10 protein-coding genes and 4 tRNA genes are annotated in these 12,761 nt (G+C 53.0%); all 14 read right to left on the reverse strand.

The window, feature by feature from the left end; genetic code table 11:
- Positions 1 to 93: 93 nt before the first annotated feature.
- The 14 genes from OXF42_01100 to OXF42_01165 all read right to left on the reverse strand — a co-directional run bounded on the left by OXF42_01100 (position 94) and on the right by OXF42_01165 (position 12,683).
- Positions 94 to 166, reverse strand: a tRNA-Thr gene (locus OXF42_01100).
- A 13-nt stretch (positions 167 to 179) separates the two neighbouring features.
- Positions 180 to 253: transfer RNA gene (locus OXF42_01105), tRNA-Gly, on the reverse strand.
- Between the two features lie 16 nt (positions 254 to 269).
- Positions 270 to 352: transfer RNA gene (locus OXF42_01110), tRNA-Tyr, on the reverse strand.
- Between the two features lie 50 nt (positions 353 to 402).
- Positions 403 to 475 (reverse strand) — tRNA-Thr (locus tag OXF42_01115).
- A gap of 80 nt (positions 476 to 555) precedes the next feature.
- Positions 556 to 996 carry a 3-hydroxyacyl-ACP dehydratase FabZ gene (fabZ, locus tag OXF42_01120; GenBank protein MCY4046700.1) on the reverse strand — a complete coding sequence of 147 codons (441 nt, stop codon included), beginning with the start codon at positions 994 to 996 and terminating at the stop codon, positions 556 to 558.
- Between the two features lie 2 nt (positions 997 to 998).
- Complete coding sequence (locus OXF42_01125; protein ID MCY4046701.1) at positions 999 to 1,544, reverse strand: OmpH family outer membrane protein; 546 nt, start codon at positions 1,542 to 1,544, stop codon at positions 999 to 1,001.
- Positions 1,545 to 1,573: 29 nt separating this feature from the next.
- Entirely contained in the window at positions 1,574 to 3,853 is a 2,280-nt protein-coding gene (bamA, locus tag OXF42_01130; protein ID MCY4046702.1) for an outer membrane protein assembly factor BamA, read from the reverse strand.
- Positions 3,846 to 4,520 (reverse strand): ABC transporter ATP-binding protein, encoded by a 675-nt coding sequence (locus OXF42_01135; protein MCY4046703.1) that lies wholly within the window; start codon positions 4,518 to 4,520, stop codon positions 3,846 to 3,848. Before OXF42_01135 ends, bamA begins: the two co-directional genes overlap by 8 nt.
- Positions 4,520 to 5,770: an ABC transporter permease gene (locus OXF42_01140; GenBank protein ID MCY4046704.1), complete on the reverse strand. Its 1,251-nt coding sequence runs from the start codon at positions 5,768 to 5,770 to the stop codon at positions 4,520 to 4,522. Before OXF42_01140 ends, OXF42_01135 begins: the two co-directional genes overlap by 1 nt.
- Complete coding sequence (gene lysS, locus OXF42_01145; GenBank protein MCY4046705.1) at positions 5,771 to 7,240, reverse strand: lysine--tRNA ligase; 1,470 nt, start codon at positions 7,238 to 7,240, stop codon at positions 5,771 to 5,773.
- Between the two features lie 89 nt (positions 7,241 to 7,329).
- Positions 7,330 to 7,542, reverse strand: a complete 213-nt coding sequence (locus OXF42_01150; GenBank protein ID MCY4046706.1) for a type II toxin-antitoxin system HicB family antitoxin — start codon at positions 7,540 to 7,542, stop codon at positions 7,330 to 7,332.
- 10 nt (positions 7,543 to 7,552) lie between these two features.
- Positions 7,553 to 7,738 carry a type II toxin-antitoxin system HicA family toxin gene (locus OXF42_01155; protein ID MCY4046707.1) on the reverse strand — a complete coding sequence of 62 codons (186 nt, stop codon included), beginning with the start codon at positions 7,736 to 7,738 and terminating at the stop codon, positions 7,553 to 7,555.
- 7 nt (positions 7,739 to 7,745) lie between these two features.
- A complete protein-coding gene (locus OXF42_01160) occupies positions 7,746 to 8,930 on the reverse strand; it encodes an MFS transporter (protein ID MCY4046708.1) in 1,185 nt (394 codons plus the stop codon).
- A 99-nt stretch (positions 8,931 to 9,029) separates the two neighbouring features.
- The gene (locus tag OXF42_01165) at positions 9,030 to 12,683 is read right to left on the reverse strand and encodes a hypothetical protein (protein ID MCY4046709.1); all 3,654 of its coding nucleotides are present in this window, start codon (positions 12,681 to 12,683) and stop codon (positions 9,030 to 9,032) included.
- Between the last annotated feature and the right edge of the window lie 78 nt (positions 12,684 to 12,761).

Consider the following 12,761-nt stretch of genomic DNA (forward strand, 5'->3'; position numbering starts at 1 on the left):
AAGGTGCGGCTTGCCTCTCTCAAATTTCGCTTTGGACATCTTTTATCCCTCCTTTGTCACGAAAAGAATGTTTAAAGACGGTCAGATTTTCACAGCCCACGAGCGGACTTGAACCGCCGACCTCATCCTTACCAAGGATGTGCTCTACCGACTGAGCTACATGGGCAGTGTCGCTTGCCAGCGGGAGACGGGACTCGAACCCGCGACCCTCAGCTTGGAAGGCTGATGCTCTAGCCAACTGAGCTACTCCCGCAAATTGCCCGAGCCTTTGGGGAGAGTAGGATTCGAACCCACGTAGGCTCACGCCGGCAGATTTACAGTCTGCTGCTTTTGACCGCTCAGCCATCTCCCCTTGTCTATCACGCGCAACAAACATAACAAAAACCCTCCGCAAGCTCGGACAGCTGGCGAAGGGATTCGAACCCCCGACCTGCTGATTACAAATCAGCTGCTCTGCCAACTGAGCTACGCCAGCGGTAAGACTTCTAAATTCAAACACTACCGACCAAGGCGCGAATTATATACAAAAGAGAATCTGTGTCAAATCAAAACCGGTCAGACAAAAGATGCCGTTATGGAAGCGTCGGCAACTTTCAGCCCGTCCGCGGTCGCACGACCGGCAAACACCATGATTCTGCCCCTTTTCCTCTCAAGGCTTACCGAAAGAGTCAGTTGCTCTCCCGGCGGCACGGGTTTGCGAAAGCGGCAACTGTCAAGTCCCATCAGATAGGCGTTTGAAAACCCCTGCTCTTTTATCTCCTCCGCAAAAGAAGCGCCGATAAGCACCCCGCCCGCCTGAGCAAGCGCTTCCGTGATGACCACGCCGGGAACAATGGGGTTTCCCGGAAAATGCCCCTGAAAGAAAAACTCATCAGGACTGAAGGTTTTCAGGGCGCTTATGCTCACCCCCCTTTCCATCCCGGCGACACTGTCCAGAAACAAAAAAGGCTCTCTGTGCGGGATGAACTCTTTGATCTGTTCTTTGTCAAAGACCACTTTCAGTATTTACGGTCATGCAGTTCTATGACCTTCTCTGTTATGTCAACGCCGTCAGAGACAAACAGCACGCCGGACTTGGCAAGTATGACTGAGTAGCCCTCCGCCTTCCCGATTTCATTGACAACATTCTGTATTTCCTTGGAAAACTTCAGCCTCATATCTTCCTGATTCCTTCTTAGGTCATCGGAAAAATCCTCTCTTTCACGGACAAGTTGCTTCTTGGTGGACTCAAGTTCCTTGCTTTTCTGTTTGAGGGTGTCCTCGTTCATTACGGAGAGGTTCTTTGTGAGTTCCTTTTCCATTCTCTCGAATCGCCTGCTTTTCTCGTCAAGGATTTGTTGCTTTTTCTTGAACTCTTTTTCAAAAGACTCTCGCGCCTTTTTGCCGGCTTTGGACTGCAGAAGAACCCGCTGTATGTCAACTATTGCAACGCGTCCCTGTTGTTGCGCGTCCGCCGGGGCGCAAAGCGCAAAGGACGAGAATATCAGCGCGGCCGCCGCAAGCGGCAGACTGAAAAAATTGAAACCGGAAATGTTTCGTTTCATGTTGTTTTACTCCTTTCTCAGAGGCTGCGTCAGAATGCGGCTCCTATTGAGAAGTTGACTTGCCTTCTCTCTTCAAAGGGCCGCCTGTCTATCGGATAGCCTACCTCAATCTTGACCAGACCCAAAGGTGAGCGCCACCAGAACCCGTAACCAAAATCCTTCCGGAGATTGGACGGATTGACGGAAAGCGGCTCTCCCCTGCCAGAGTCAAAGACATTGCCCATATTGTAGAATAAAACTCCGTATATACCAAGAGGTTTTAAGAGCGGCACTATAAGGTCGTTCTTGGCGTAAATTCTCTCCGTTCCGCCCCCGCCGCCAACGGTCAACTCCCTGTAATCAAACCCCCTGAGGTCCGAAGCTCCTCCCAGGTAGAGCAGTTCATCAACCGCGTGTGAATTGCCCTCCCCGCGGAGGAACACCCTGTCATACCTTATCTTCATGGCGAAAAAAGCCCCTTTGAAGACCGGTATCCACATGTTTGTTTCAAACACCAGTTTGCTCAAGTCAGTGTCGCCGCCGAAGGGGCCGGAGTGTTCGTAAAGCAGTATCGTCCTGTAACCGCTGGTCGGAAACTGGTAGTTGTCGCGGTTATCCCAGCTGATGTCCGCCCCTATGCCGCTTATGATTCCGGTTGACTCCACAATGCCCTGTTGTTGCGCGGCCTCGGAGGGGTTGGATATCTCAAGATTTTCCCACCGGTAGTAAACGCGCCCCCAGAGTTGTCTGTAGAGAGACTTTCCTATGCCGATTGTGGTTCCGGTGGTCAGCGAGTCATAGTCCACATAGTCTCTCTCAACCCGGGCGAGGGAGAGGTCAAAAGTCCAGTCGGTGTCAAAGAAGTTTCTGTCGCTGTATCTGAGGCTGTAAGTGTCCGTGATATTGCCGAAGTTTGCGCTGGCCTCCACGGTTTTGCCTGTGCCGAAAAGGTTTGCTTCTCTGATTGAACCGAAGAAGATGAAATCTTCAACGGAACTTATGCCCGCGCCCAGATTGAATTGCGCCGTTGACGCCTCGCTCAGGGTGATGTCCACGTCAAGTTCGTTCTCCCTGTCTTTTGACAACTCGTTCGTCACTTGAAGGGAGTCCGGGTCAAAAAATCCCAGACGACCGACAAGGGGTCTGATAGCCGCAATATCCCCCGACTTGTAAATGTCGCCTTCAACTATGGGAATCTGCCGCCTTATCACTTTGTCCACGGTTTTGTCATTGCCTAAAATGTTTATCCTGCCTATGCGGAAAACCCCGCCTTTCTCAATGGTGAACAAGACGGCCACTCCCGGTTTGCCGTCTTCGGTGGTTTGCTTCGTTACAGACGGCTCAACGTTGACATTGGCGTAACCCTGATTGGTGTAAAGAGCGGTGAGGAAATTGATGGCGGATGTCATCTTGCCGTTTCCGTAGGGCTCGCCCTTCTTTAGCGCTATCTTGTAGAGAACCTCATCCCTGTTCACTTCCGGCGGCGCGGAGTCCAGCCCGTCAAACAATATGTCGGCCACAAAATACTTTTCCCCCTCCTGAACATTGAACAGAACGGCATAGGATTTCTCTTCCTCGTTATATTCAATCTGAGGAGTGGACACCTTCACATCCAGATACCCCTCGCCGAGATAAGCGAACTTTATGCGCTCGGTGTCTTTTTCCACCTCTTCCAGTATAAAGAGCCCTCTCTGCCCCAAAGAGTAAAAACGGCGCGGCGAACTGAATATCCGTTTTTTGAGGGTCTTGGTTTTGATATCTTCATTGCCCGATATCCGCACCGATGAAATGGTGTCTCTGGGACCTTCCTTCACCTTGTATGTAACGTTTATACCGGCGTCCGCTTCGGGCTCAATGTTGTATGAAACCTCCGCCCCGCTGTGGCCCTTGGCGGCATACAGTTGCCTTATTCTCTTTGAGCCCTCATGGAGATCTCCCGTGCCGACCATTGTGTTTTCTTTAATGCCGACCCCTTCCTCAAGGTCGCTGTCCTCAATTTTTTTGTTTCCACTGAAAGACAGGTCAACAAGCACCGGATTTTCCAACAGGTTATAAGTAAGCGCCACACCCGAGGGCAGGGTCTCTTTCTCCACCGAGATGTCGTAAAACTTTCCCGTGGCATACAGTTTTCTGATGTCTTCCGCGACCTTGTCCTCATCGTACGGCGCTCCGGCCCTTTGAGAAACAACCGTCTCCACAAAGTCATCCGTTATTCTGCTGTTGCCCTCAATGCGTAATTGCGAGACAACAACCTCTTCCTGAGCCGCGACCGGGGCGGCAAAAAACAGCGCGACCCCGCAGAGAATAAGCAAGATTGCCCTGTTAAGCATCGGCAACCCCGCCACCGCTTACAACAACTGTTCTGTCAAACATTCCGGATAGTTCCCCGCTGTGAGTTGCCACAACAAGTGCCGCGCCCGTTTTATCCCTTGCCGAAAGCATCACCCGCGCCACCGTGTCCGATGTTTTCGGGTCCAGATTTCCCGTGGGCTCATCGGCAAAAACCACATCGGGCTCGCAAACAAGCGCGCGCGCTATTGCAACCCTCTGCCTCTGCCCCGCGGAAAGTTCGCCCGGAAGCCTGCCGGACAAGCCCTCAAGTTCCATAAGGGCTAACATCTCACGCGCCTTTTCACGGGAGCGGGCTTTGGTGAGCCCTGATATGAGGCCGGGCATTGCCGCATTTTCAAGGGCGGTGAACTCGTCAAGCAGGTTATGGGATTGGAAAACAAAGCCCATTCTTCTCCTGAGCCGGGCGCCCCGGTCACCGCCCGCCGCCGCATAGGGCTCGCCCTCAAAAAACAACTCCCCGCGGGTGGGGGCTTCAAGAGCGCCGAGCATGTTCAGCAGGGTTGTTTTTCCCGACCCGGATTTGCCGTTTATGGCAACGCTCTCGCCATGGGCGACAACAAAGTCCGGAACGCAGACGGCTCTGACCGAACCGCCGCCGCCCGCATACTCTTTCTCCAGATTTTTCGCCTCTATAAGCGTGCTCATCAAACCTTCAACTTTGCGGCGGGGTTGCCGGAACGCGCGCAATACGCCGGGTAAAAGGCGGATATAACGCAAAGCAACTGACTCGCTACTCCAATGATGAAGAAATACAGGGGTTCTATAGTAACAGGGAATTTTGATATTCCATAAACATCGGGGTCAAACGGAATGAGACCCGCGACCGCCTGACTGTCGGCAAGCAGGTAACACACAAAGAGCGAGGCCGCAGTTCCGGCAAATGTCCCCGCAAATCCGAGCGCGGCCCCCATGATAACAAACACCGCTCCAACCTGCCGACCCGTTGCGCCTGCGGCGCGCAGTATCGCTATGTCCCTGCTCTTTTCAATCATCATCATAAGAAGGGCGCTCATCACGCTCAGCGAGGCAACCACCACTATAAAGCCCAGAAAAACCGTGATGCCTAATTTCTCCAGACGAATGGCGGAGAAGAGACGCGCGTTTGCCTCCTGCCAGCTTTGCGCGACAAACGGGAAGCCGAGCGCATTCCCAACCGCCCCCGCCGTCATATCCGCTTTCATCGGGTCTTCAACCAGAACTTCAAAAGAGACCGGCGCGGAGTGTTCAAAAAACCTGTTGGCATCCTCTATATGAACATAAGATGCGGCCGAATCAAACTGGGCGAGGCCGTATTTGAAAATCCCCGCAACGCGCATGTTTTCCGTTCTCAAGTGTTTCCGTAGATTTCCACCGATTGGTTTTTGCGTATTGCGCGGGGAAACAAAGGTGACAACATCCCCCTCCGCCACGCCAAGGGATTCCGCAAGCGAGCGGCCAAGCAGTATGGGGGTTTCCCCCTGAATGACACTCCCGTGCTCAAGTAGCGGAAATACCCGCCCGCCCGTTTCGGGAACTCGCGCCGGAGTTGTGCCGGAGTGCGTGGCCGGGTCAACTCCCGTTACGCTTGTCCACCGGGATGATGTCTGTGAAATCAGCAGCCCCATTCCGTAAACAACCGCAGACGCGCTTCCAACTCCGGGGATCGCCTCTATTTTTTCCGCAACCCGCGCTGCGGGCTCCGTATTGCCGCCGTAACTTGAAACAAGCACGTGGGGGGATGCCCCCAAGATGGTCTTGCTGAGTTCGGTTTGAAATCCCGACATCACGGCAAGCACCGTATTGAGCGAGAAAACGCCCACGCTTATCCCGAAAACGGATATGACGGCGGTGGACAGCACCGCCCCGGCTTTTTTTTGCAAACGCAGATATCTGAACGCAACCAGAAACTCAAACATTTAAGACGGTCTCATGTGGGGGAAGAACAAAACTTCCCTGATGGATGTTGAGCCGGTAAGGAGCATGACAAGGCGGTCTATGCCTATTCCCGCGCCCGCCGTGGGCGGCATCCCGTGCTCAAGGGCGGCGAGAAAATCCTCATCCGTGTCGTGAGACTCGTCATCCCCCTCTCTCTTTCTTTCGGCCTGAGCCGCAAACCTTTTTCTCTGCTCTTCGGGGTCGTTCAACTCCGAAAAAGCGTTGGCTATTTCCCATCCGTTTACATACAACTCAAACCTGTCGGCGATTTCCGGCCTTGAGTCGGACGCGCGCGCAAGGGGTGAAACATCCAGCGGAAAGCCGAACACAAACGCGGGATCTTTTAACTTTGCGGCAACGGTCTCCTCAAAGATTCCCGCAATTGCTTTGCCTCTCACATTGTCGTGCCCCACGCCGAGCGCGTCCGCTTCCTTGAACAGCGCGGCGTCATCCGACAATATGCCCTCGCCGTATTTTTCCCGCAGAGAGTCGTGAATGTCTATCCTCTTCCACGGCGGGGTAAAGTCCAGTTCGTTCCCGTCAAAACTTATCTTCATTCCTCCGCTGACGGCGGAGACAAGAGCGGGCAGCATCTCCTCCATAATTGCCATCATGTCGCCGTAGTCGGCGTATGCCTGATAAAACTCAACCATGGTAAATTCGGGGTTGTGCCTTGTTGAAACGCCCTCGTTTCTGAAAACTCTGCCTATCTCATACACCCTCTCCAGCCCTCCGATGACAAGGCGTTTCAAGTAAAGTTCCGGCGCGACTCTCAGGAAAAGGTCCATGCCGAGGGCGTTGTGGTGTGTTACAAACGGCCGCGCCGCAGCGCCTCCCGCAACCGGATGCAGCACAGGGGTCTCCACTTCAAGAAAGCCTCTTTCGTCCAGAAACTTCCTGATGAACCTTATGCACGCCGACCGCAGAACAAAAGTCTCTTTTACGCCGGGATTGGCTATTAAGTCCAGATAACGTTTTCTGAATCTGGTCTCAACCTGTTTGAGCCCGTGCCATTTTTCCGGCAGCGGGCGGAGGGCTTTTGTCAGTAGCGCGGCGTCTTCCGCTTTGACGGTCAGTTCCCCGGTTCTTGTGGTGAACACTGAGCCCTCAACCCCTGCGAAATCGCCGGTGTCCAAGTGTTTCTGCACGGTTTCAAACCCGTTTTCGGAGGTGTCCGACTTGCTTGCGTAGCACTGGATTTTCCCCGAAGAGTCAGCAACATCAAAGAACACGGATTTGCCGAAACTTCTTTTGGAAAGAACCCTGCCGGCAATGGAGAATTTTTCAGGCTTCTCCCCGTCTGCGGAAAGGACATTCTCAATCAAAACGGATGGCTTGAAGGTGTTTGAGTAAGGGTTCGCGCCGCCGGAGCGAATCTCGCCCGCTTTGCGTTTTCTGAGTGTGTATTCGCTACTTTCTCCGCCGCCGGTTTCTTGCGGTTTGTCGCTCATGCGTGGTAACTCCAAAGGAATGGCGACACTATACTTTTATTGGCGGTTTTTAACAAGCGGCGGGGACAAACACCGGAGATGCCCGCTTGTCAGGCGTTCACTTCCACTTGAACAAAATCGCAATGCGGGGCGGGAGTCTGCTCGCCCTGCTCTTCCAAACCTTCAAGGTGAAACTCTATCGCCTCTTGGATAAGAGAGAGGGCTTCCTCTTTTGTCTCTCCCGCCGCTATACATCCGGGAAGGTCGGGAACGAAAGCCCCGAAACCGGATTCGCCTCTTTCAAGGACAACTGTGTATTTCATTTTCATGCTCTTATTTTAACCCCGCTTGCCTCAAAGCGCTATTCAAAGTGCCTTTTGGAATGTCCACACCGGGCTTTCCCGACACGGTAACCGCCCCGGATTTGGTCGGGTGTTTATAATGTCTGTGGCTTCCCCGAACTCTCACTTGAAACCAGCCATCTTCTTCAATCATCTTAATCAACTCCCTGACCTTCATTGAGAAATTATATCAGTTTGGCATTGCGGGGCAAAGATGTTAGCAACGGGCGGGCGCGGACAAACCCCGCAAATCCGGCAAATGAGACTGCGGCAAGCGCCGCATACATTGCGGAATACCCCGCCATATCCGCAACAATGCCGGAGGCAAAAGTGCCGAGCATTCCGCCGCCGGTAAAACACGCGCTGCAAAAGGCAAACACCTTTGCCTTTGCCCCGCCGCCGGAATGCTCCATGGCAAGAAGGTAAAGAGACGGATATGTAAACCCGTGAGATATTCCAAAGAGCGCTCCCGATGAGGCAAGCATGTAGGGAACATGCGACACGGACAGAGCGAAAACGGAAAGAGAGGCGAGAAGAAGGAACGGCGGGCAGACAAACCCGATGCCGTATCTGTCGGGAATCCAGCCCAGAAAGATTCGCACAAACAGAACCGCGCCGGTGAAGGACACAAAGAAGATATAAAAATCTTCAACGCCCGCCGCGCGCGCGGTCAGGGAAACGAAGGAAAACTGCGAGAGAAAAACCCAGCCCGAAACAAACAGAACCGCCCCGCAAATGACAAGCGGCGCTGAAAACGGCGGCAAAAATCCCGGCGGGGCTGAATCATCCCGCTCCGCCGAGAAAGTGTCCCGAACGAAAAGCGAGAGAATGATTCCAAAAAAGCACACCAGCGAAACCAGAGAGAAAAGTGTGGAGAAGCCCGCAAGGTCAACAACATGCTTGCCTATGTATGGGGCAACCGCATAGCCGACTATGGTGAACATTCCGTATATGCCCATTGCCTGAACCTTGTTTCCTTCGGGGGCTGTTTCAGTAACAACCGCCCCGGCGGCGGTAAAGAACAGCGAAAACGCCGCGCCCTGAAGCATTCTCAGGGCGTAAACAGTCCAGTCCAGGGCGGTGAGAAAAACAAATCCCGCGCATGTCAGAAACAGGGCGGCAAATCCGGCAACGATAAAAATCTTCCTTCCGAACCTGTCCGCCATCGCGCCGGAGAGCGGGGTAAAGAGCAACATGCTCACTCCTGAGATTCCCATAATGAAGCCGGTTTCAGACGGCCCGCCGCCGAGTTCTTGAATCCTGAGCGGGAGAAGCAGGAATGAATGAAAGACAAAAAAGAAAAGCGCCGCCGAGGCGGTGGGTAGGACAAAACCGGAAGAGAGGAAAAATCTGAAGGACGGGTTTTTCATTGAGGGAAAGGGTATCAAAAAAAAGCGGCTCCCGAAAGAACCGCCTTTTTTCTTCCCGTCATTCCTTGCCCTGACAAGGAATCCAGAGGGGTCGGGGATTTACCATTGGAAGTCAATCCCTGATTTGATTGCCTTCTCGTCAAATCCGGTATCGGATGCTCCGCTAAAGTGGACTTGAATCCGCTCATTGATACGGACACCGAAACTTGCGCCTATGCCGTGTTGTCCGCGATACCCGGCATGAGACAATCCGAACCTTGCCCGCCGGTCTCTGTCAACGGCTATGAACTGTTGAGCCATAGACATTGCGACCGCTTTGCTCAAGCGGGTGTTTGTTGTGTCAAGACCGGATTGGAAACCGTTAATGTTATTGCGGAGATTGCCAATTTCAGTGTTCATTGCGCCGATGTCATAAGCGCCGATTTTCACGTCGGTAAGTCTTTCCGCACCGATAGCAATTTGGGCTTGTCTGCCTTGAGTAGTTATGTCACGCCCGATTGAGATAAAGTCCCCTGCTTCCGCGACCGCGCCATTACCTATAGCTACTCCGCTTGACCTAGCGCCGTATCCGATAGCCGTTCCGCCAGTTCCGGTAACTTCCGCACCGACACCTATCGCTACTGCTCTTGAAAATCCTCCGTCTGTTGCGCCAGCGGAGTTAAGAGAGTCTATGTCTCTATGTAAACCACCAGCCGCCGAAACAACCGGACTTTCCGCCTTTGCCTCCGCGCCTCTTACAACAGCGGAAGCGGGGCTAATTCCGGCGGGAGAAGGTGTTCTTGGGGGGGATTGTTGAGGGAACTGGTCTGCAAACAGTGCTCTCAAGTCATACCTTCCAATCCGCACATCAGACTGATTGACATTGCCAATGCGGATTTGCCCATGATGAGGGGAAAACAAATCTCGTCCAGCAGACACATCCCGCCCTATGGCAATTGCATCTGTGTATGTTACTGACGCTCTACGCCCTATGGCAATTCCTCCAATGCCACCAGTGCCGCCTCTGCCTACCCTTGCATCCGCTCCAATGGCAACGGCGTCTTTTTGTCTTACTATTGCCAAGTGACCGATCGATACATTGTCATTGCCTTCTATAATTCCCCCTCTACCGACCGCTGCTGAGTTTATGCCTCGCGTCGTTATTAAATGACCTACTACCGTTGAGTTCGCCCCCAGTGCTTTTGCGTCTTGCCCTACAACTGTCGCATATTGTTTGCTTGCGTTTGCCCCCATGCCAACTGCGGTTGAGGCATCACCTATTGCATAAGCCGCCTGACCTACCACTGTTGCTAGGTAACCAGCATTTGCTTTGTGTCCAATTGCCGTTGACCTTGCTCCGGCTACTGCTCCCTGACCTATTGCTGTTGCACTATCATGTGGTGTAAATGCTCCTTGTCCAATTACCGTTGAATTATGACCATTAGATTTTGCGCCTTGACCTACTGCCGTTGAAGCATTTCCTCTTGCTACCGCATATTGACCAAAAGCAGATGAGTCAATCTTACTTGCTTGTGCAAATCCACCGACCGCCGTTGAACTAATTCCTGTCGCTAAAGATTGCCTGCCAACTGCAGTAGCACTATCTGCTGTTGCGCGTGCAATCTGACCTATGGCAGTTGATGCCCCACCTGATGCTACCGACCCTTGACCAAAGGCAGATGAAGCACCCCCGGTTGCTTTGGCATTTTCTCCTACTGCCGTTGAAGTAGACTGTGCTACTGCTCCTTGACCGACCGCCGTTGACCATTGGATATTCGCAACAGCCCCCTGTCCTATTGCGGTTGAATTTGGTCCGCTCGCAACAGCTCCCTGACCTACTGCCGTTGAGTTTGTCTGTATCGCTCTCGCTCCCTGCCCGACTGCCGTTGACAGCCGGACTGCACGAGAACCCTGTCCGACCACAGTTGAACTGTCGCCCGTTGCCTCAGACCCTTGACCTATTGCCGATGAATTAGAGCCATATGCCCTCGCATGTTGACCAAAAGCAGATGAGTCAATCTGACTTGCTTGTGCAAATTCACCGATTGCCGTTGACATATTTCCTCTCGCTGAAGATTGCCTGCCAATTGCAGTAGCACTATCTGCGGTTGCGCGTGCAATCTGACCTATGGCGGTTGATGCCCTACCAGATGCTACCGACTGTTGACCAAAGGCAGATGAAGCAGTCCCGTTTGCTTGAGATCTCTCTCCTACTGCCGTTGAAGTATGCTGTGCTACTGCTCCCTGTCCGACCGCCGTTGACCATTGTATATTCGCAACAGCCCCCTGTCCTACTGCGGTTGACCTTAGTCCGCTCGCAACAGCTCCCTGACCTACTGCCGTTGAATTTGCCCGTGTCGCTTTCGCTCCCTGCCCGACTGCCGTTGACAGCCGGACTGCACGAGAACCCTGTCCGACCGCAGTTGAACTGTCGCCCGTTGCCTCTGCGTCTTCACCTACGGCGGACGAGTTTATTCCGAGGGCGAAAGCATAACGACCTAACGCAGTTGCGTTAACCGCCCTCGCTTCCGCCCCCTGTCCGACCGCCGTTGTGTGTGCCTCTCCCGCAAGCGTTGCCTGCCCTACCGCCGTTGCGGAAGGTGTGCTTGCGTTTGCACCTTGACCGATTGCGGAACCGTTAGCACCGGCAAGGGAATTGACCCCGATTGCCGTTGAAAACACACCGTCCGCCTTTGCCCCGTTACCGAAAGCGGCGGCGTTGTATCCTCTTGGCTCTCTTGTGTAGCCGACCGCTTTTTTAATGGCTTCTTCGGCATTCAGGATTTCCGCTATGCGTTTTTCGTGTTCTTGCTGTTGCTTAATCTGTGCGGCGTTGACCGAGGCTTTTCCCGCAAAATCACTCAAAGAGTAATTGCCGATAGTTACATCATCTATGGTGTAATGACCTATGCGGATTTGTCCGGCGTTGGCGGAAATACTATTCCCGATTGCTATAGAACCTATACCTGCGGCACTCGCTCCGCCACCGATTGCTATGGCTCCGTTTGCTGTGGCGGTTGAAAGGCGACCAACCGCTAAGGCTTCCCATGCGGAAGCGTTTGAATAACTACCGATTGCTATGGAAGCCGACCCAAATGCGCCGGAGTGTCTGAGTGTATATTGTTGTGTCTCCGGGTCTCTAAATACGAGCTCACCACCCTGACCAATGGCTATTGCTCCCCATGCGGTAGCCCTTGCCTGAGTGCCGATAGCCATTGCAGACTGAGCCGTGCTCCTTGCAGAACTTCCGATAGCAGTTGATAAACGACCCGTGCTCCTTGCAGAACTTCCGATAGCAGTTGATGAATGACCCGTGCTACTTGCAACCTCTCCGATAGCAGTTGAATGATAACCCGTGCTATTTGCAGAAATTCCGATAGCGGTTGAAAAATTAATCGCATTCGTCCTAAAGCCGATAGCAATTGAGTCTTCGGCTGCGCTTGTCTCAAAGCCGATAGCAGTTGAATAACCATTAGCGCTACTTCCGCTACCGATAGATGTTGACCGTCCTCTCGCGCTTGACCTATAGCCCAAGGCGGTTGAGTCATGAGCGATTTCGTTATAGTCGTCATCATCAAGAAAACTGCTATTTGTGCTTGCTTCAAATCCCAAAGCGGTGGAGTTATAACCCACTACGCTCGCATTCTGACCTATGGCAAGCGAATGGTTCGCCGCATCTTCACTGAAAGGCAATGTCTGCCCTCCCGCTTGTGATACCACTCCGACAATCAGAAAAGCCGCCGTTAAAAAAGTTTGTGTCAATGATTTTGTCATTGCTCAATTCTCCTTTGACCCGATACCTTGTCGGCATCGGGTCTTTGATTAGGGAAAGTGTTAGGAGACTTCCCCTTT

It is taken from the genome of Candidatus Dadabacteria bacterium, from assembly GCA_026708565.1.
Lineage (GTDB): Bacteria > Desulfobacterota_D > UBA1144 > Nemesobacterales > Mycalebacteriaceae > Mycalebacterium.

Bases quoted from the DNA above. Each gene is read 5' to 3' on its own strand.
- OXF42_01125 (MCY4046701.1), bottom strand. From the start codon at position 1,544: ATGAAACGAAACATTTCCGGTTTCAATTTTTTCAGTCTGCCGCTTGCG.
- bamA (MCY4046702.1), bottom strand. From the start codon at position 3,853: ATGCTTAACAGGGCAATCTTGCTTATTCTCTGCGGGGTCGCGCTGTTT.
- OXF42_01135 (MCY4046703.1), bottom strand. From the start codon at position 4,520: ATGAGCACGCTTATAGAGGCGAAAAATCTGGAGAAAGAGTATGCGGGC.
- OXF42_01140 (MCY4046704.1), bottom strand. From the start codon at position 5,770: ATGTTTGAGTTTCTGGTTGCGTTCAGATATCTGCGTTTGCAAAAAAAA.
- lysS (MCY4046705.1), bottom strand. From the start codon at position 7,240: ATGAGCGACAAACCGCAAGAAACCGGCGGCGGAGAAAGTAGCGAATAC.
- OXF42_01150 (MCY4046706.1), bottom strand. From the start codon at position 7,542: ATGAAATACACAGTTGTCCTTGAAAGAGGCGAATCCGGTTTCGGGGCT.
- OXF42_01155 (MCY4046707.1), bottom strand. From the start codon at position 7,738: ATGAAGGTCAGGGAGTTGATTAAGATGATTGAAGAAGATGGCTGGTTT.
- OXF42_01160 (MCY4046708.1), bottom strand. From the start codon at position 8,930: ATGAAAAACCCGTCCTTCAGATTTTTCCTCTCTTCCGGTTTTGTCCTA.
- OXF42_01165 (MCY4046709.1), bottom strand. From the start codon at position 12,683: ATGACAAAATCATTGACACAAACTTTTTTAACGGCGGCTTTTCTGATT.